Here is a 17,929-nt window from a genome sequence, read left to right as displayed (position 1 = left end):
TTTAAATTATGTAACGTTTTTGACAAATTAGAGTTCAAATTTATAAATATAAAGATTTTGAAAGTATTATGAATGTTTGGATAAAATCATTCTAAATATTAATAGACTTATTACGCATTTTGTGATATGGTTCCTTACTTATGAAAATATCAATTAATAGCGATCTCATTAAGCAAAAAGCCCTAGAGTTGGGATTTCACAAAGTCGGGTTCGCCTCAGCACAGGAAGAAACGCAGGTAGATGCACAAAGATTGCAGGCTTGGTTGGACAAGGGTTATCAGGCAGACATGGCATGGATGGCAAACCCGAAACGGTTGGATATTCGATCGCTCATGCCAGATGTACAGTCAGTGATATGTGTAGCCATCAACTACTACACGCCTCACCAACGCCCCGATAATCCCCCGTTTGAGGTGGGGGACGATGCAGCGATCGAGTATGCTAAGATCTCTCGCTACGGCTGGGGACGGGATTATCACAAAATTCTGCACAAAAAACTGAAGCTTTTGGCAAATTGGGTGCGATCGCAAGCTGAGGGAATTGAAGCGCGGTATTATGCTGACACCGGGCCGATTCAGGATAAAATGTGGGCGCAGCGTGCAGGGATTGGCTGGATTGCTAAAAATGGTAATGTAATTTCGCGGGAATACGGTTCTTGGGTGTTTTTGGGCGAAATCTTGACTAATCTGGAGTTAGCGCCCGATGCGCCACACACTGAACATTGCGGTACTTGTACTCGCTGCATCGAGGCGTGTCCGACGGGAGCTATTACTGAGCCTTTTGTCGTGAATGCCGATCGGTGCATAGCTTATCATACGATCGAGAATCGAGCCAAAAAATTGCCCGACGAAATTGCATCTAATTTACAAGGTTGGGTAGCAGGTTGCGACATTTGTCAGGATGTTTGTCCCTGGAATCAGCGATTTGCTAAACCAACAGATGTTGCAGAATTTGAGCCTTATCCTGAAAACATAGCACCGACACTTGCAGAATTAGAAGAAATTTCCGATGAGGAGTGGAACCGCAGATTTACAGCTTCGGCGCTGCGGCGAATTAAACCCGAAATGCTGCGGCGGAATGCCAAAGCCAGTCAAATTAATAGTCATTAGTCAGCAGTCAGTAGTCATTAGTCAGTAGTCATTAGTCATTAGTAAGTAGTAAGTAGTTCCACTCTTTTTTCCTTCTTCCTGACATCCGTTACATCCGCGGAGCGAATCCGTTGCCGAACTTCCTTCTTCTAAAATCCATGTCTGCAAACGAACCCACAGAATACGATGCAATTTTGGGCGGTAAAAATCCACCTCCAATTAATGCTGCTTTATTGGGCGGCATAGCAGGAATCAAGCAGCGCTTAGCAAGCCCGCTAGCTGAAGCAAGGCTAGCAGCACTTTCAGAGGCTCTCAACTACGGAGAAGCAGGTTTAGAAGCAGCAATTACAGTTTTTGACGATGCTGACGAGCGGGTGCGAGCTACCGCAGCTGCGATATTTGGTCAGGAATCACAAATCATTTTGCTCAAAAAAGGTGCAGCAATCTGGAATAAATGGAGAGTGCAAAATCTACTTTTGTTGGGCGGTTTCGTAGACTTGAGTTGGGCAAATTTAAGCGGAGCAAATTTGAGCCGCGCTAACCTGAGAGAGTCAAATTTAGCAGGAGCAAATTTTGAAGGCAGCAATTTGCAAACAGCCAAAATTTTTCAGAGTAACTTGGAAGTAACTAATCTGAGAAATGCCGATTTGAGCGGCGCTAACCTGAGCCGCTCGAATCTCAGCGGGGCTGATTTGCAGGGAGCTAATCTCAGTCAAGCAAACCTTCGTTCAGTTAATTTTCGGGAAGTTAATTTATCTCAAAGCATCCTGAAAAAAGCTAAACTCGGTAGAGCTGATTTGACTGGTGCTAATTTGAGTGGTGCTGACTTGAGCGGGGCTGATTTGAGTCTGGCTGAGCTGGGCGGGGCAAATTTGACAGGAGCAAATCTGGCGGGGATTAAATTAATTCGCTCTAACTTGAATGGCTGGAATTTTAAAGGATTTGTTTTTGCAGGAGCTAATTTGCGGTGGAGTAAATTTGCAGGGGCTTGTTTTATGAGAGCTAATTTGCGCGGTGCTAATCTAGAGAGAACTGATTTGACAAATGCTGATTTTTATCAAGCTGATTTTACTGGAGCTAACCTGTGCGATGCGGATTTTAATAAAGCTACTTTGGCTGGTGCTAATCTCAGCGGTGCTGTTGTGAAAAGAGCAACTTTCCTGAAAGCAAATCTCAGCGGGGCTAATTTCAGCAATGCTAATCTGAGCGGTGCTAATTTGAAAAAAGCTAATATTGATGGGGCAAATTTTACTGATGCTAATCTTTCGCGATGTGCCTGGACATGATATAGCCTTTCTCAGAAAGATCAGGTACGCGAACGGCATAGGGCATAGGGCATAGGGCATGAGGCTCTCCTCACTTTTTTGAGAACCGCTATAGTTAGTCTTGTTTGATTTCAATTATGGATTGAATATGGATAAACTGCAACGCTGTTTTGTATGCAAGAATATTTTTCAACAGTCGCATTCTTTTTATCGCGGTTTGTGTTTGGATTGTGGCGAAGTTAATTATGCAAAACGGAACGAAACGGCTAATTTGCACGGGCTGTTTGCTTTGGTGACGGGAGCGAGGGTAAAAATTGGGTATGCTGTAACTTTGAGGTTGCTGAGGGCTGGTGCTTCGGTAATTGTTACTACTCGTTTTGCTCGCGATGCTGCTAAAAGGTATGCTGCTGAAACTGATTTTGGCGATTGGGGCGATCGCCTGCACGTTTACGAGTTAGATTTGCGATATATTGCCAAGGTTGAGCGTTTTGCAGAACACCTCACTTGTTGCTATCCCCGACTCGATATTATCGTCAACAATGCTGCTCAAACTGTTCGCCGCCCTCCGGCATTTTACCAGCATTTGAGGGATTTGGAAGCTCTGCCTTTCGAGGTTTTGCCTGCGGAAATTCAGCCGCTGTTAGCGCGATCGCACTTTTTGGCTCATAATCTTGGTGGGGATATGTCAAAAAAGTCGATCGCACCGGGAGATTCCGACAACCAAACTGCAAGTGCTTTAGCCTTGACTTTAGAGCAAGAGAACTTGATATCAGAGGAAGATAACTCTAGTTGGTTTCCGCTGGGGATGTACGATAGCGACGGACAGCAAGTGGATTTGCGTCCTTTCAACAGTTGGCTGATGAAGGACGATGAGGTGAGCATTTTGGAATTATTAGAAGTTCATGTAATTAATGCGATTGCTCCTTTTGCTATCAACAGCAGGCTCAAAAGGCTCATGAATATTTTTCCTGAAAACAGCAAGTATATTGTCAATGTTTCCTCAAAAGAAGGGCTGTTTAACGGCGACAAATCTTGGCGTCACCCGCATACTAACATGGCCAAAGCATCACTTAACATGATGACTCGCACCTGCGCCAAAGAGTACGCAAAATACAAAATTTTTATGAATGCGGTCGATCCGGGATGGGTAAGTTTTCTACACCCTTATCCTCAAATTTTAACGATGCAAGCACGTGGCGTTCAACCTCCTTTTGATGCGATAGATGCGGCGGCGCGCATTTGTGACCCTATTTATGCAGGAATAAATGATAAACGCTATGTTTATGGCAAGTTATTTAAAGATTATACTGATTCGCCCTGGTGATAAGGAGAAGGAAGAAGGAAGAAGGAAGAAGGCAAAAGGAAGAAAGCAAAAGGGTTATTTATCGGTAAGGTGCGTCAGTTGGCAGAATTTTGATAGACATGAAATATCTCTTGCTGACGCACCATTTTTTTGCGGTGCGTCAGTTTTGAGGTTATTGGTTGGAAACAATAATTATCCAAACTGACACACCCTACTTGATGGTTATTTATTTGTAGAGTGCGTTATTTTTGAAATTATCAAATAGTTGCATTTAAAATGTATAATAAAATGGGGCAGTGTAGCTTAGTGGTAGAGCGATCGCCTCTACAAGGCGAGAGACAACCGTTTGATTCGGTTCGCTGCCACCAGCAACGTAGTTTAAGTGGTAGAATTCCCTGGAGTATACCGGGAGATGCGGGTGCGATTCCCGCCGTTGCTATCTTTTTTGCATTAACAATCAAGAGGTAATGGGTAATATAGAATAGATTCGCCGTTCCTTATTTGCTATTGTCCAATGACCAAAGTAATTATTTTTGATTTTGACGGCACTTTAGCAGATACAATCGACATTCTTCTGAGCATCACCAACCGTTTGTCAGAAGAATTCGGCTTTAAGTCTGCGACAAAAGAGGAAGTCGCTCAACTGAGTAATTTAACTTCTTGGCAAATCCTTAGGTATTCTGGCATTTCTATCTTCAAAGTCCCGCTGCTGATTAGAAAGTTGAAGGCAGAGTTGCGCAGTGAAATTCCCCACATTCAATTATTTCCGGGAATTAAAGAAGTTTTGCTGGAGTTAAAAAGCCTTGGGTTTCAACTGGGTATTATCACCTCTAATTCCAGAGAAAATGTCTTAGCATTGCTGGAAATTAACGGTTTGCAAGACAGTTTCACCTTTATTTACTCTGGTTCAACTTTTGGAAAAAATAAAGTTATTGATAGATGGCTAAAAAGAGAGCATATAAATCCTGAAGAAGTCATTTATGTGGGAGATGAAATCCGAGATATAGATGCTGCTAAAAAAACTGGAATTAAGATAATTGCTGTAGGTTGGGGTTTTAATTCTCAGGAGGCTTTGGCTGTACACAATCCCGATTTTTTGATTGAACGCCCCCAGGAATTGATCGAGATTATGAGTAATCTGAGGCAAGTGTAAATTTATGTAACAGAATATTGCCAAAGTTAAAGTAGTAAATACTTTATGTCCGGGCAGGTTGAAAAAATGGATTGAGGCTGATATAAAGATAAAGGAAAAGACTTGATCGATCGCTCAAATTAAGAGGAACAGCATTATGTCAGCCTTTGAAACTTTCTTGACGTTCGGCTTCGCTTCAGTTTTCGCGGTAGCGACTTTAGCAACTTGGTTGCGTTTCACCAATCCGCCTTCTGTTAAACGCAATTAGATCATCAGACTCTGCGGTTTCAATCGCGACTATACAAACGAAATCCGCCTCCGCGGATTGAAGAAAAAAAGTCGGCGGTTGAAACCGCGACTATACAAACGAAATCCGCCTCCGCGGATTGAAGAAAAGATAAATTTGTTAGTCTCCTTCGCCCCGTTTCAGTGCGGCTAAAACTGCTTGCTGGCTAACTGCTTGGTAGATTTTGCTAAAATGCTGCTTGAGTGCGTCTGATGCGGGGGAGGATTTGTTGGCTGTTCCTTTTCCGTCCGTTGCGAGGGGAATTGGGCCTAAAATATCTAAGACTGTTTCGCTGCTGGGCGGCGGCACAATTACTACTAAAGATGATTCTAGCTGCTGGTTGTATTCCCAAAAGCGATCGACCTTTGGCAATTTAGCATTCGCAGTGGGGGAATTTTCGCCGGAGTTGAGTTGGGAATTTTCGTCTCCTGGCGTACCTCGTCTTTGGCGGAGTGCGGTCAAAATTTGCTCTTTGGTTCTCCCGCGCAGTTGAAAGAGTACAAAAGGATCTTCTGTGAAGCGATCGCCCAACAAGTAGTATACTGCACTGATGTGCTTGCAAGGATTTTTGGGGTCAGGACAGCTACAGCGCGCGTGAATATCAGATAAACTTAATGGAAATAGCGTTTTTCCAGCCGCAGCAAATACATCCTCAATATTGTGCGGCATTTCTCCTGCTAATAATTTAGCCGAAAACACCGCTCTTTGCGACATATTTTCAATCACATAATCCCAATCTTCATCGGTTAATGTATCAAGTCCTAAAGAAACTTGATAGGGTTTGGGATCAGTGCCTTGAACTACGGCAATTACTTCTTGGTTGGGAAACTTAATGCTGAGAACTTTACCTTCCCGCGCATATTGCCACCCGCGTTCTAAACGCTTTTTGAAACGGTAGGTATTGATTAAATCGAGCCACTGTTGTGTCCACCATTCTCTGTCAATCATAAGGCGAAGGAAGAAGGAAGAAGGAAGAAGGAAGAAGGAAGAGGGAAGAAGGAAGAGGGAAGAGGGAAGAAGGTATATATTAGATTATGTCCGATAAATCAACTCTAATTATTGTAGGGGAGGGTTCACCAATATATATGATACAAACGATCGATCTAGTAAACCCGCCCCGCCCCGGCGACAAACCAATAAATATTATTCTTCTTCTGTTTCTATAATAGCATCGCGATCGAGAATCAGTAAATTGCGAAGTTGGTCAGTATCAAGTTCGGTAAGCCAGTTTTCCCCCGCGCTGACTACTTGTTCGGCGAGAGCTTTCTTACTTTCGATCATATCGTGTATTTTCTCCTCTAACGTACCCGTGCAGACAAATTTGTGGACTTGCACGTTGCGAGTTTGACCGATGCGAAATACGCGGTCAGTTGCCTGATTTTCTACTGCCGGATTCCACCATCTGTCATAATGGAAAACGTGGGTAGCCCTGGTTAAGTTCAAACCGGTGCCGCCAGCTTTTAACGATAATATCATAATCGGTGGGCCTTGGGGATCGTGCTGGAAGCGATCGATCATTTCTTCCCGCTGCTGCTGCTTAATTCCGCCGTACAAAAACAAAACTTCTCGTCCTAAATGCTGTTCTAGATGCGGTTTTAGGAGTTTTCCCCACTCAGCAAATTGAGTAAAAATCAAAGCCCGATCGCCCTCAGCGACAACCTCTTCCAACATTTCCACCAACCGCTGCAATTTCCCCGATTCTTGGCTGTTAACGCTCAATTCTTTCGGCTTAGCTGCTGCGTTCACAAGAGCGGGATGGTTGCAAAGTTGCTTGAGTTTTACCAGCAAAGCCAGAATCATTCCCCGGCGCTGAATGCCTTCGGCTGATTCCAAATTAGCGATCGACTCTTCGACTACTTTCTGATATAATGCGGCTTGTCCAGCAGCCAGACTGCAAAATACAGTCATTTCCTGTTTTTCCGGCAAATCTTGGATGATTTCCTTGTCCGTTTTCAGGCGGCGGAGGATGAAAGGCCGAACGAGCGATCGCAAAGTATGCAATGATTCTCTATCGCCGTATTTCTCGATCGGAATAGCAAATCGGCGCTGAAAGAAATTGCGCGGCCCCAAATATCCCGGATTCAGAAACTCTAAAATTGACCACAATTCTTGCAGTCTATTTTCCACCGGAGTTCCCGTCAGCGCAATTCTAAAAGAAGCCTCGATTTGCCGCACCGCTTGCGACTGCTTAGCCTCGGAATTCTTAATATTTTGCGCTTCATCTAAAACCAATCCTTGCCATTTAGTGCTTTGAATTTCCTTAGCATCGCGAAACACCAGCGCGTAACTGGTAACTATTAAATCTTTGCCCTTAATTGCGGCCGCAAATGCTTTACCTTTAGCCCGTTTGTCTCCGTGGTGAACTAACACTTTCAGCGTCGGCCCAAATTTCTTGACTTCGCGCTCCCAATTGCCTAATACTGATGTGGGACAAACCAGTAATGTCGGCGCTTCTAGGGCATTTTGTTCTTGTAAGTGTAGGAGGAAAGTAATTAGTTGAACAGTATTGTGGCACAAAATATTGTTGGCAACAAAATTGTGATGTTCGCTCACCTCAAAGTCGTAAACCCAGCCGCTGTAATCAAAATCCTCAATTTCCTCTATCCGACAATAAAATACTTCGCGATCGAGTATGAGTTGCAAATTTTCTCGAACATTATCTAGCTGCGGTACATTGAGATTTGCATAGGCATCCAGGGTCTGATTTGTCCATTTAGAAGGCTTTAGCTGGCGGTACTCTTGTTCTGCGGAACCAGCCAGCACATTTTCCATACCTGCTATCACCTTTCCTAGACTGGTGCGGGAAAACTGTTGGGAACCGTTAATATAAACAGGATTGTGCATCCCGAAATGCCGCAGCGGCAGTTTTGTCATCTCTACTGCATCAGCAACAAGATCCGAAACCGGAATTCCTTCGACATTTGTATTGGCAGTAACTTCGCAAATTTTCTCTAGTTTTTGCTGTTTTTCTGAATAACCAAAGCCGATTTCCTGCAAAAATATCCGCGCTGAGTTACCGCCGAAAGTGCCGATATAATAGGTGCGAAAAATTCCACTACCATTGGTAGCACGTTTCTGTCTGGCGGCGATTCGCAACCAAATTCCAAAACGGCGCAGGAGTGTAGAAAGTTGTTGGATAATTACAGGCGAAGCGGTACTAATTTCGACATTCCGCATTTGAGGAATAACAGAACCTTCAGCATCAAAGTAATTTTTTAGAAAAATCCGTATGCTATCCAGATTGGCTTCCATGATGAATTTTGGGAAACTTTTCTCGGCTGACAGTTTCCCCCACTGATAGCCTTTGGTTTCGAGAAAGTTTTGGTATGATCGACTGCATACAGTCAAATCTGCTGCTCTTGGATGATTCCGATTATGAAGAGCGGGATTATTGATTTTTATCCCATACTTTTCGCTAATTCGGTGGAGTGAGATACGTAAATCTTCCAGAACAGTCGCATCTTTTTGTGTTATTATGAGCCTTGCTTGATTGGGCAGTTCATGTCCCTCAGCAATCTGCCAAGCCATAAATTTGACTAAATTTGGATCTTCGGGTTTTCCTTCCCAATACAATTTGGCAGGTACACAAACATAATCTCCAACTTTAAACTCATTTGTCCAGCCATCGCGTCCTAACAATTTGTGGCGGCGGGTAATAGTGATGCTGCTACCGTCTTGCAGTTTGATGGTTCGCAATTTTTCTTGGACTTGCTGGCGGTAAAGTCGTCGAACATTTGCTTGTACAATCTTGCCCGTTTCCCGATGGATAGAATTTACAATTAATTGCTCGGTAGGTTCAGACCAAAAGCCCTCACCGTCGAATTCTATTTTGTTAGAATAAGCTTCCCAGATTTTTTCAGCTTCTTGTAAAAAACCATTGACAAAAAGCAAGCTCTGCGGTAAAATGCATTTTCCCAAACCCATATCGTCGGCGAGACAAGCACCTAAACCCCAGCGTTCTAAGAATGCTAACCAGCCAGCCCCTAGCGCTTGATAAGGCCGCAATTCTCCCCGGAAACTAGCCGGAGTCGCGATCGCACTTACGGCCTGATTATCGCTTAAAGTATTCAACAATTCCTGAAGTTGACCGGTTGCTTCAAAATTCACCACAGGCAACTTTTCAATAGTCTGAAAATCGCCCGAAGCCAAACGCAAAGCATCCTCCAAAGAAAGAGTCATTTGCTCTTTGCGGCTGGCAAAAAAAGTTTGAGCCGCCCTGACATCGGTTGCGCGCAACTCTACCCACTCGCCGTTAATTTCCACCAAAGGCGAATTCAACGCGATCAACCTGTCAAACTCTGCCTTAGAAATGCGCTGTTTGCCGATCGTCAATTCCCACTTAAAACTTAGCAGACTTTGCAAACCCAGCCCACCCTTCGCCGGATTTGCCTTCGGAGTTTCCGCCTGAATACTCAAACCCAAACGACTCGCCCAACCATCAGCCTTGGTCAAACTAGGTGGCAAAACCACGCCCAACCCGCTATCAGCAAACCGCCAAGCCACAGACTTAATAAACTCGTAAGCTTGCAGCGGATTTAATTGACAAAATTGAGGTCGTTGTGCTTGCAAACTCGGTTCAATTAACGGATAAAGTTTCGATGCTAAACCCAACCCTCCCAGCAAAGTTTCTTGTGGTAATTCAATTGTCCGCCCCGCATAAGCCAAACGTTCAACAGAATTATTCCAAACAGTTGTCGCATCTACCAAAAAATCCGTTTCATCTACTGCTTGCAAACAATAATTTAAACTCCAATTAACTTTACCCGGAGAAGGCGGAATTAGTTGAAAACAAGTGCGAAACTGACTTTGTTCAGACAGTTGGTTTTGTAGCGGTGAAGTCCAAACACTAAGCTTGTTTGCCAACTTTTCTAAAGCCGCTGATTCTGCTTTCACGAGTCCAGATTCTTGTTGCAAAGCTTGCAGCCATTCGCGGGTAGGAGAAAGAGTTTTGATGTCTAAAGTTGAGTCAGCAGCCGATCGCACTTCACCATCTACAACACTACTCAAAAACCCCAAAACCAACTCCTGCGCCCCCACCGGCAAATCCACCGACAAAGCCCATACCTCCCTCGCCACCGAACTTTCTTTTCTTACACCTCTTCCATCCGCTAAATCCGCTACAAAATCCGCTGCCAATCTTCCATCCGCTAAATCCGCTACAAAATCCGCTGCCAATCTTACATCCGTTACATCCGCTACAAAATCCGCTGCCGAACCTTCTTCCTTCTGATACATTCGACAAGCCGTCGGCATTTGCTTAGAAAAAGTAGCGAGACGGAGAATATCTGTCGAACTGTCTAACAAAGGTTGCCACTTAGCAATAGCCGAACCATCAGATTGGGCCTCCAATGCCGGCAAGAACTTGCACCTCGCCAACAAATCCAAACTCCACCTAGCAAGATGCGACCAAAAACGCAAATCTGAGCCGACAAAAGAATCTGCTTCTGTGCTATTAAGCGGCAATGATTGCAAAAAAACAAAAGCGGCTTGAGGGTTGAGCAAATAACCCTCAACTTGCCAAGGATAAAGATAAATTTCATCGATTGGGCCTGGTTCCTCTAATGCTGCGGCCGAGTGCTGCGGCATAATAGTTGCGTTGGATTCCGAGATTTTGGTCGGAAGCGCGATCGCCCGAACTTGCCTCAGAACCGATAAAATTTCCGTGGGAAGGGCTGCCGCCGTCGTTTTGGACGAACTCCGAGTTTTCTTAGTTTTCTGCTTAATTTCTGCGGTTTCTGGTAATTGCCAGTGGAGTTTCCCCGACTGCTGCAAAGAATTTAGAAAAGTATTCAATTCCGCCTCAGTCATTGCCAAAGGATGCTGCGGACTAAACTCAGATTCAACAATATCGATCGCCCCAATCTTCCGCCAAGTTTCCCCCCAAACAAACAAGCCGCTTTTTTCGTGTTCTAATAACCAACTGCCGTGTAAAATAGCCATTTTTAAATCCTAATATTTTTATTTAATTGCGAGACTTGCTGCCTCAGTTTTGTCTAACTTGTGAATAATAGAACTATGGCAATGCAAAAATACGAAATATCTGAAATATCTGCGTTAATCTGTGTTTATCTGCCCGACATCTGCGGTTGACCCGATCGCTCCCAAGTCCCAATCGAAAACTCATCCTACCATTTAGAGCAGGCGTTTGGGGGGCGATCGCCCAGGCGAACCTACCCCAGAATCCCCAATATCAAGAGTATAAATGCTTATACATCCAGCGCCACGACTCGATCGCCCGCACAAAAAATCTCTCTCTTTTGGCATTGGACTCTCAAACATCCTGTGGTAGTGTTACGATCCCGACAGAGAAAGAATGTGGTAGATAAGGAAGCAGTCCTACATGGTAGAGATAGACAAGTCAATATCCTTCGATGGAAGGGATATTAGACTGAAGATTGGTTTACTAGCGCCTCAAGCAGGCGGTGCAGTTTTGATTCAGTCGGGTGACACGGCGGTTTTAGTGACAGCGACTCGATCGCAGGGGAGAGAGGGAATTGATTTCCTGCCCCTGTTGGTGGATTACGAAGAGAGACTGTACGCAGGCGGTAAAATTCCCGGTGGATTTTTGCGCCGGGAAGGGCGTCCCCCAGAAAAAGTGACTTTGACTGGCCGTTTGATCGATCGCCCGTTGCGCCCGCTATTCCCAAGCTGGTTGCGAGACGACATCCAAGTCGTAGCAACAACGCTGTCGATGGACGAACAAGTACCCCCAGACGTTTTGGCGGTAACAGGCGCTTCCGTAGCGATCCTGCTGGCGAAAATGCCGTTTTACGGGCCAATGGCTGCCGTGCGAGTCGGTTTGGTAGGGGACGATTTCATCATCAACCCAACCTACAGCGAAATCAAAGAAGGCGAGTTGGATCTCGTGGTAGCCGGTTCTCCTGACGGAGTAATCATGGTGGAAGCCAGCGCGAACCAATTGCCGGAACAGGATATCATCGAGGCGATCGACTTCGGCTATGAAGCAGCCTGCGACTTGATTCAAGCCCAGCGCGAAATCATGGCAGAATTGGGCATAGATTTGGTGGTAGAGGAAAGACCATCGCCAGATATGGCCCTGGAAAACTTTATTCGCGATCGCGCCCAAGAACCAATCCGCATCATTTTGTCAAGACTTGAAAAAGACAAAATAATACGGAATGCAGCTTTGGATGAAGTGAAAGCCAATGAAGTCGAAGCTGCGATCGCCCAACTCGCCGAAGACGATCCGATCAAAGTAGCCGCCAGCGCCAACGGCAAAGTAATAGGCAACGTTTTCAAAGACGTTACCAAAAAAATGATGCGGAAGCAAATCATCGAAGATGGCGTCCGTGTAGACGGCCGCAAGCTAGACGAGGTGCGAGACGTTTCTTGTCGCGTAGGCGTGCTGCCGTCGCGAGTACATGGCTGTGCGTTGTTCAATCGCGGGTTAACCCAAGTCTTGTCCGCAGCTACCCTGGGAACCCCCGGCGACGCCCAAGATTTAGGAGACGACTTGCACCCGCAGCAAGACAAACGCTACTTGCATCACTACAATTTCCCGCCCTATTCCGTGGGAGAAACTAAGCCGATGCGATCGCCCGGACGCCGAGAAATCGGTCACGGAGCCCTCGCAGAACGCGCTTTGCTGCCCGTTTTGCCATCAAAAGAAGATTTCCCCTACGTGATTCGCGTAGTTTCAGAAATCCTCTCTTCCGACGGTTCAACCTCAATGGGTTCAGTTTGCGCCTCAACGCTAGCATTAATGGATGCAGGCGTTCCCATTTCCCAACCCGTCAGCGGCGCGGCAATGGGCTTAATTAAAGAAGGCGATGAAGTCCGAATTTTGACTGACATTCAGGCAATTGAAGACTTCTTAGGCGACATGGACTTCAAAGTAGCCGGTACCGACACCGGAATTACTGCTTTGCAAATGGACATGAAAATCAAAGGTTTGCCCTTAGATGTAATTGCCACAGCCATCCGCCAAGCCAAACCCGCGAGACTGCACATTTTAGAAAGAATGCTGTCAACTATCGACACTCCCCGCAAGGAAATGTCGCAGTTTGCACCGCGTTTGTTAACGCTGAAAATCGATCCAGAATTCATTGGTTTGGTAATTGGGCCTGGTGGCAAAACAATCAAAGCCATCACCGAAGAAACCGGTGTCAAGATTGACATCGAAGACGACGGAACCGTGACAATTGCTGGTAACGACAGCGAAAAAGCTCAGCGGGCTTACAATATTGTCCAAGGCATGACGCGCAAGTTGAATGCTGGAGATGTGTATGTCGGCCGTGTAACTCGGATTATTCCGATCGGCGCTTTTGTCGAAATTCTGCCAGGAAAAGAAGGAATGATTCACATTTCCCAGTTAGCGGACTACCGCGTTGGGAAAGTGGAAGATGAGTTAGCTGTGAATGATGAAGTGATTGTCAAAGTGCGAGAAATTGACAATAAAGGTCGAATTAATTTGACCCGTTTGAACATTCATCCTGATGAAGCGGTAGCCGCCCGCGAAGCGTTGAATAAGTAGTTTATGGTTGGTAATTGGTAATTGCTTGCATGGTAATTGCTAATTGCTGATTTATCGGTGGTAATTAGTAATTGCTAGAAGGTAATTGCTAATTGCTAATCAAGATTCAATCCGGTTGTTGCGGGTTGATTTGGGTGTAGAGTGCGCGACAGCGACAGATCGACTTTGTGCGATCCTCTTCGAGGGCTGCGCTAACGGCTGTGGGAGTTAAGACAGTCGCGCACTTTACCCTTCGAGCCCTAGAATGTAGGTGCTAAGATTGTGACAGATATTGACGAATGGCGATCGATATGACATCAACACCCCGCTACGATCCAGACGAGAATATTAGTCGTCACGGTGCAAGCGATCCAGAACAATGCGAAAAAATGGCGAAGCGTCAGGGGTGGGAACTGCTTCGGTGGCAAAAAACAAATGACCCTATATTGAAGGTGGATTGTATCTTTGAAGGGTTGACAGAGTTTCCACCGAGTCCATACGAACCCGAACATGAGAGGGAGGAATAATCAATGCCGAAACGGTTGATCGTTTTCAAGACTGAATCGCTATCTTCCCCTGGATGGGAGGATCGATCGCTTTCTCATACAGGTGCTCTAACCAGTATCCTCGCAGAACATTATGATTACTCAAGCAAACCTCTGCCTCAAACGGGCGATCGCCTGCGACACTTTGCCCAATTTACCGAGAGTACAGAGCCTAAATCCCCTGCTATCAGCACTCATGTTCGCTGGGGAGACTGGGAAGTATCGCACGTAGAGGAGTACAGTCCCAAGATGCCGAATGCTGAGTATGACTGTTTAGCGGTGTGCTATTGTCGCTACTCACCGATAGAGTCTGAGTGGAAGGAATTACCGAAGATTCAGGTTCCCGAACTACAGGAGCATTGATGCGCCCGTTGGCCTAAAATATGCTTGTCGGGCGATCGATTTTACTCTTAGTCCGCGGAGGCGGACATCGTTTGTGTAGACGCGGTTTCAACCGCCGAGTCCCTTCAAATAACAGCAATACAATCAATCTCAACTAACACATCTTTCGGCAAACGAGCAACTTCCACACAAGCGCGCGCCGGTGCAGTTTCCGCATCAAAATATTTCGCATAAACCGCATTCACGGCGGCAAAATCATTCATATCTTTGAGAAAAACCGTAGTTTTTACCACATCCAACCAAGTAGCGCCGGCTTCTGTGAGAATCGCTTCCAGATTTGCCATAACTTGTTCGGTTTGCTTGGCCACGTCGTCGGTGTAGACGATATCGTTGAGTCGAATGTCGATCGCAATTTGACCTGCTACAAACAGCATAGTGCCCGTTGCGGCGATCGCTTGATTGTAAGGGCCCACTGGTGCTGGTGCTTTGTCAGTACGAATAATTTTGCGCGTCATAGATGTCACTTTTTGGGATAAATTTTCGGAGGTTTCTGGCTGGTAGAGTTCTCCATCGGGGATTATAGCACCAGTTAAGTCTGCATTTTCGATATTCCAGCCGTAGATTCTGACATTAGTTAAGTCTGCCCTGCCAACTAACGCTCACAGTATGTCTTCTTGCTTCTTGCTTCTTCCTTCTACTTATTACTGGGAAAGAGGTTTCAACCCCATTGGTCTCCAATCACCAGAAGGAATAAATGCAGCCCAGTAGTAGGGATGCCGATCATTTTCGCTTTCACTCTTGAGCATCTCTAATTGAGTCTGGCGCAGTGCCTCACTCCGTCCCTGATTGTTTAGCAATCGGTTGTAGTATTTCACCATCAAGTCTTTAGTAGCATTATCCTCTACCTTCCACAGACTGATTAATTGACTCTCAGAGCCAGCAATTACTAAAGCCCGACGCAAGCCATAGATACCCTCGCCAGTGGTATCTTGTCCTAAACCTGTATCGCAGGCGGACAACACCACCAGTTTTGTACCGACGAGGTTTAGGGTTGTAACTTCTAAGGCGGTGAGAACGCCATCTTCATTGCCTCCACCCTGCTGCTTTTTGAACCCAGATAGAACTAATCCTGAAAGCAGCAGAGGATTGTCATTAATGGTGTTTTGATTGGATTGCGATTGCGAGCCATTTTGAAAGAAACCATGCGTGGCAATGTGCAGAATCAGAGGGCTTTTTACCTGTTTGATTGCACCTTCGCTGGCTTGGGAATGTAGCAGGGGATTAATCTTTAAAAGTGATGCAATTGCCCTTGCTTCTTCTGCTGTACCTGATAGGGTAGAAAATATGATTTTGGAAAGGTCGATCGAACGGGTATTGTTGCTGTTGCTACTAACGGTAGCGACTTCACCAGGGCGATCGAAATAGGGGTCAGCTATGACTACTGGTGGCTGTTGGCTAGGAGATGGGTTTTGCTGTCGCAGCAAGTCGCGTCCGGAGGTGAGGTAAGTGAAGGCATAGTTTTCAACTAGGTAGTGGTTATTTTCATCGACTAATGCTTCAAAGGGAATGAGGTTGAGTGCGCTATCGGGAGAGATGAGAATTTTGTGAGTATTTCCCAGCAATTTTCGCACGGGCTGCATGAGGAGTCGATCCAAATTACGTGCAGACTCTTGGAGTTGAGAGATAGGAGTGTTTTTATCTGCCAAAGATTGACGGAATAATTTTAGGGGTTCCTCAATTTTTTTCGCTTCACCTAAGTCAATTGATTGAGGTTCTCCACTGGAAGTCAGGATGTAGGCAGCGTAATGAGGTTCGCCAAAGCGTAGGTTTTGTGGTGCTTTGGGATTGACAGGTCGATATTGCACGAATTCCACCAAAGCTGCATCAGCGGGAATTAATTTTTGAATTGCTTCCAAGGTAACAGGTTGGGAAAGGGTGCGGAATTTTGCACTACGACGACTGAGTTGGTTTTCTAGCTGTTTGGCTCGATCGTCAAGCTTAGAAACTCGCTGGCGGTACTCTTCCGGTGGCAGTTTCTCCGGTTGATTGTAAATTAGGTTTGTAAGTTGGCTGTAAGTATTGGATAGGTCATCGATTAATTTCTGGTTTTCTGGGTCATTGACACGCTGACGCAAAATTTGCAAGCTATTGGTGAAGACATCTAAAATGCGTCCTTTGCGTTGGAAGATAGTAGTCAGGGCTAAACGAGCAGCTTGTGAGTTTTTGGGAGCAGCATTGAGGTGCAGGGAGATAGTAATATTTGTGGTTCCAGAGACAGTTTTAATGTAATCGCGTTTCTGGCGATCGAACCCTGCATCAAGATTGTAAGCAAGGTTATGTTCTGTTACTTCTAGCCCTTGTGTCAAAAAGTCAAGGGTCTTGATAGTATCGCCTTGTGTCCAGTACAATCTGGCCAGATTATTTAGGCTATCTGCCACATCAGGATGATTGTCTCCCAGCAAACGTTTCCTCATCTCTAAGGCTTGGCGACAGAGGGGTTCTGCTTCACTGTAGCGTCCTTGGCTATTGTACAATTCTGCCAAATTATTCAAGCTACTTGCCACAACAGGATGCTCGTTGCCCAACAGGCGCTTGTTCATCTCTAAAGCTTGGCGATAGAGTGGTTCAGCTTCACTGTAGCGTCCCTGGCTATTGTACAATGCGGCCAGATTATTCAAGCTAGTTGCCACATCGGGATGCTCGTTACCCAACAGGTGTTTTCTCATCTCCAAAGCTTGGTGATAGAGAGGTTCCGCTTCACTGTAGCGTCCCTGGCTCTGATACAATCCTGCCAAATTATTCAGGCTAGTTGCCACATCAGGACGATTGTCTCCCAGCAAGCGTTTCCTCATCTCTAAGGCTTGGCGATAGAGGGGTTCGGCTTCACTATACCTACCCTGGCTCTCGTACAATTCTGCCAGATTATTCAAGCTAATTGCCACAGCAGGATGATTGTCTCTCAGCAAGCGTTTCCTCATCTCTAAGGCTTGGCGATAGAGGGGTTCGGCTTCGCTGTAGCGTCCTTGGCTTTGGTACAATACGGCTAGATTATTCAAGCTAATTGCCACAGCAGGATGATTGTCTCCCAGCAAGCGTTTCCTCATCTCTAAAGCTTGGTGATGGAGGGGTTCTGCTTCACTATACCTACCCTGGCTCTCATACAATACTGCCAGATTATTTAGGCTATCTGCCACATCAGGATGATTGTCTCCCAGCAAGCGTTTCCTCATCTCTAAAGCTTGGTGATGGAGGGGTTCTGCTTCACTATACCTACCCTGGCTCTCATACAATACTGCCAGATTATTTAGGCTATCTGCCACATCAGGATGATTGTCTCCCAGCAAGCGTTTCCTCATCTCTAAGGCTTGGCGATAGAGAGGTTCAGCTTCACTATACCTACCCTGGCTATCGTACAATCCTGCCAGATTATTTAGGCTATCTGCCACATCAGGATGATTGTCTCCCAGCAAGCGTTTCCTCATCTCTAAGGCTTGG

Annotated in this window: 14 protein-coding genes and 2 tRNA genes; 11 read left to right on the top strand and 5 right to left on the bottom strand. The window is 45.6% G+C overall.

Annotated features, from left to right (window positions below):
* The first annotated feature begins 140 nt into the window (after positions 1-140).
* From queG to QUB52_RS18150, 7 genes are all read left to right on the top strand, one after another.
* The gene (gene queG / locus QUB52_RS18180; protein ID WP_332974319.1) at positions 141-1,109 is read left to right on the top strand and encodes a tRNA epoxyqueuosine(34) reductase QueG; all 969 of its coding nucleotides are present in this window, start codon (positions 141-143) and stop codon (positions 1,107-1,109) included.
* Positions 1,110-1,246: 137 nt separating this feature from the next.
* Positions 1,247-2,374 (top strand): pentapeptide repeat-containing protein, encoded by a 1,128-nt coding sequence (locus QUB52_RS18175; protein WP_332974321.1) that lies wholly within the window; start codon positions 1,247-1,249, stop codon positions 2,372-2,374.
* Positions 2,375-2,501: 127 nt separating this feature from the next.
* A complete protein-coding gene (locus QUB52_RS18170; RefSeq protein WP_332968270.1) occupies positions 2,502-3,677 on the top strand; it encodes an SDR family NAD(P)-dependent oxidoreductase in 1,176 nt (391 codons plus the stop codon).
* A complete protein-coding gene (locus QUB52_RS18165; protein ID WP_265233880.1) occupies positions 3,637-3,861 on the top strand; it encodes a hypothetical protein in 225 nt (74 codons plus the stop codon). Before QUB52_RS18170 ends, QUB52_RS18165 begins: the two co-directional genes overlap by 41 nt.
* 87 nt (positions 3,862-3,948) lie before the next feature.
* Positions 3,949-4,024 (top strand) — tRNA-Val (locus QUB52_RS18160).
* Positions 4,024-4,095: transfer RNA gene (locus QUB52_RS18155), tRNA-OTHER, on the top strand. Before QUB52_RS18160 ends, QUB52_RS18155 begins: the two co-directional genes overlap by 1 nt.
* 75 nt (positions 4,096-4,170) lie before the next feature.
* Positions 4,171-4,809 carry an HAD-IA family hydrolase gene (locus QUB52_RS18150; RefSeq protein WP_265233881.1) on the top strand — a complete coding sequence of 213 codons (639 nt, stop codon included), beginning with the start codon at positions 4,171-4,173 and terminating at the stop codon, positions 4,807-4,809.
* 385 nt (positions 4,810-5,194) lie between these two features.
* Here QUB52_RS18150 and QUB52_RS18145 read toward each other — a convergent pair whose 3' ends face one another.
* Positions 5,195-6,022: an SWIM zinc finger family protein gene (locus QUB52_RS18145; protein WP_265233882.1), complete on the bottom strand. Its 828-nt coding sequence runs from the start codon at positions 6,020-6,022 to the stop codon at positions 5,195-5,197.
* On the opposite strand from QUB52_RS18145, the gene QUB52_RS18140 reads away from it, so the two are divergent.
* Positions 5,996-6,130, top strand: coding sequence for a hypothetical protein (locus QUB52_RS18140; protein WP_265233883.1), 135 nt, complete (start codon positions 5,996-5,998; stop codon positions 6,128-6,130). The two genes, QUB52_RS18145 and QUB52_RS18140, sit on opposite strands and share 27 nt — an antisense overlap.
* Positions 6,131-6,217: 87 nt before the next feature.
* On the opposite strand, the gene QUB52_RS18135 is transcribed toward QUB52_RS18140, so the two are convergent.
* Both QUB52_RS18135 and QUB52_RS18130 read right to left on the bottom strand, forming a co-directional pair.
* Positions 6,218-11,014 carry an SNF2-related protein gene (locus QUB52_RS18135; protein WP_332974322.1) on the bottom strand — a complete coding sequence of 1,599 codons (4,797 nt, stop codon included), beginning with the start codon at positions 11,012-11,014 and terminating at the stop codon, positions 6,218-6,220.
* A gap of 192 nt (positions 11,015-11,206) precedes the next feature.
* Entirely contained in the window at positions 11,207-11,338 is a 132-nt protein-coding gene (locus tag QUB52_RS18130; RefSeq protein WP_332974324.1) for a hypothetical protein, read from the bottom strand.
* 76 nt (positions 11,339-11,414) lie between these two features.
* Between QUB52_RS18130 and QUB52_RS18125 the strand changes: the two genes are divergently transcribed.
* From QUB52_RS18125 to QUB52_RS18115, 3 genes are all read left to right on the top strand, one after another.
* Positions 11,415-13,568, top strand: a complete 2,154-nt coding sequence (locus QUB52_RS18125; RefSeq protein ID WP_332974326.1) for a polyribonucleotide nucleotidyltransferase — start codon at positions 11,415-11,417, stop codon at positions 13,566-13,568.
* Positions 13,569-13,858: 290 nt separating this feature from the next.
* Positions 13,859-14,074 (top strand): hypothetical protein, encoded by a 216-nt coding sequence (locus tag QUB52_RS18120; protein ID WP_332974328.1) that lies wholly within the window; start codon positions 13,859-13,861, stop codon positions 14,072-14,074.
* Positions 14,075-14,077: 3 nt separating this feature from the next.
* On the top strand, positions 14,078-14,455 hold the full coding sequence (locus tag QUB52_RS18115; protein WP_332974329.1) for a hypothetical protein: 378 nt from the start codon (positions 14,078-14,080) through the stop codon (positions 14,453-14,455).
* Positions 14,456-14,559: 104 nt separating this feature from the next.
* Here the strand turns inward: QUB52_RS18115 and QUB52_RS18110 are convergent, their stop codons facing one another.
* Positions 14,560-14,949, bottom strand: a complete 390-nt coding sequence (locus tag QUB52_RS18110; RefSeq protein ID WP_255513037.1) for a Rid family detoxifying hydrolase — start codon at positions 14,947-14,949, stop codon at positions 14,560-14,562.
* A gap of 186 nt (positions 14,950-15,135) precedes the next feature.
* Positions 15,136-17,929 (bottom strand): CHAT domain-containing tetratricopeptide repeat protein (locus QUB52_RS18105; protein ID WP_332976228.1); only part of this gene is annotated, 2,794 nt, incomplete at its 5' end.

This window comes from Microcoleus sp. A6-C6, from assembly GCF_036705955.1.
Classification (GTDB): Bacteria; Cyanobacteriota; Cyanobacteriia; order Cyanobacteriales; family Microcoleaceae; genus Microcoleus.
Note: the sequence above shows the minus strand (reverse complement) of the source record. Positions and strands in the feature narration are given on the sequence as shown.

Coding starts and splice junctions, on each gene's coding strand:
- queG (WP_332974319.1), top strand. CDS start 141: ATGAAAATATCAATTAATAGCGATCTCATTAAGCAAAAAGCCCTAGAG.
- QUB52_RS18175 (WP_332974321.1), top strand. CDS start 1,247: ATGTCTGCAAACGAACCCACAGAATACGATGCAATTTTGGGCGGTAAA.
- QUB52_RS18170 (WP_332968270.1), top strand. CDS start 2,502: ATGGATAAACTGCAACGCTGTTTTGTATGCAAGAATATTTTTCAACAG.
- QUB52_RS18165 (WP_265233880.1), top strand. CDS start 3,637: ATGGCAAGTTATTTAAAGATTATACTGATTCGCCCTGGTGATAAGGAG.
- QUB52_RS18150 (WP_265233881.1), top strand. CDS start 4,171: ATGACCAAAGTAATTATTTTTGATTTTGACGGCACTTTAGCAGATACA.
- QUB52_RS18145 (WP_265233882.1), bottom strand. CDS start 6,022: ATGATTGACAGAGAATGGTGGACACAACAGTGGCTCGATTTAATCAAT.
- QUB52_RS18135 (WP_332974322.1), bottom strand. CDS start 11,014: ATGGCTATTTTACACGGCAGTTGGTTATTAGAACACGAAAAAAGCGGC.
- QUB52_RS18130 (WP_332974324.1), bottom strand. CDS start 11,338: ATGCCAAAAGAGAGAGATTTTTTGTGCGGGCGATCGAGTCGTGGCGCT.
- QUB52_RS18125 (WP_332974326.1), top strand. CDS start 11,415: ATGGTAGAGATAGACAAGTCAATATCCTTCGATGGAAGGGATATTAGA.
- QUB52_RS18120 (WP_332974328.1), top strand. CDS start 13,859: ATGACATCAACACCCCGCTACGATCCAGACGAGAATATTAGTCGTCAC.
- QUB52_RS18115 (WP_332974329.1), top strand. CDS start 14,078: ATGCCGAAACGGTTGATCGTTTTCAAGACTGAATCGCTATCTTCCCCT.
- QUB52_RS18110 (WP_255513037.1), bottom strand. CDS start 14,949: ATGACGCGCAAAATTATTCGTACTGACAAAGCACCAGCACCAGTGGGC.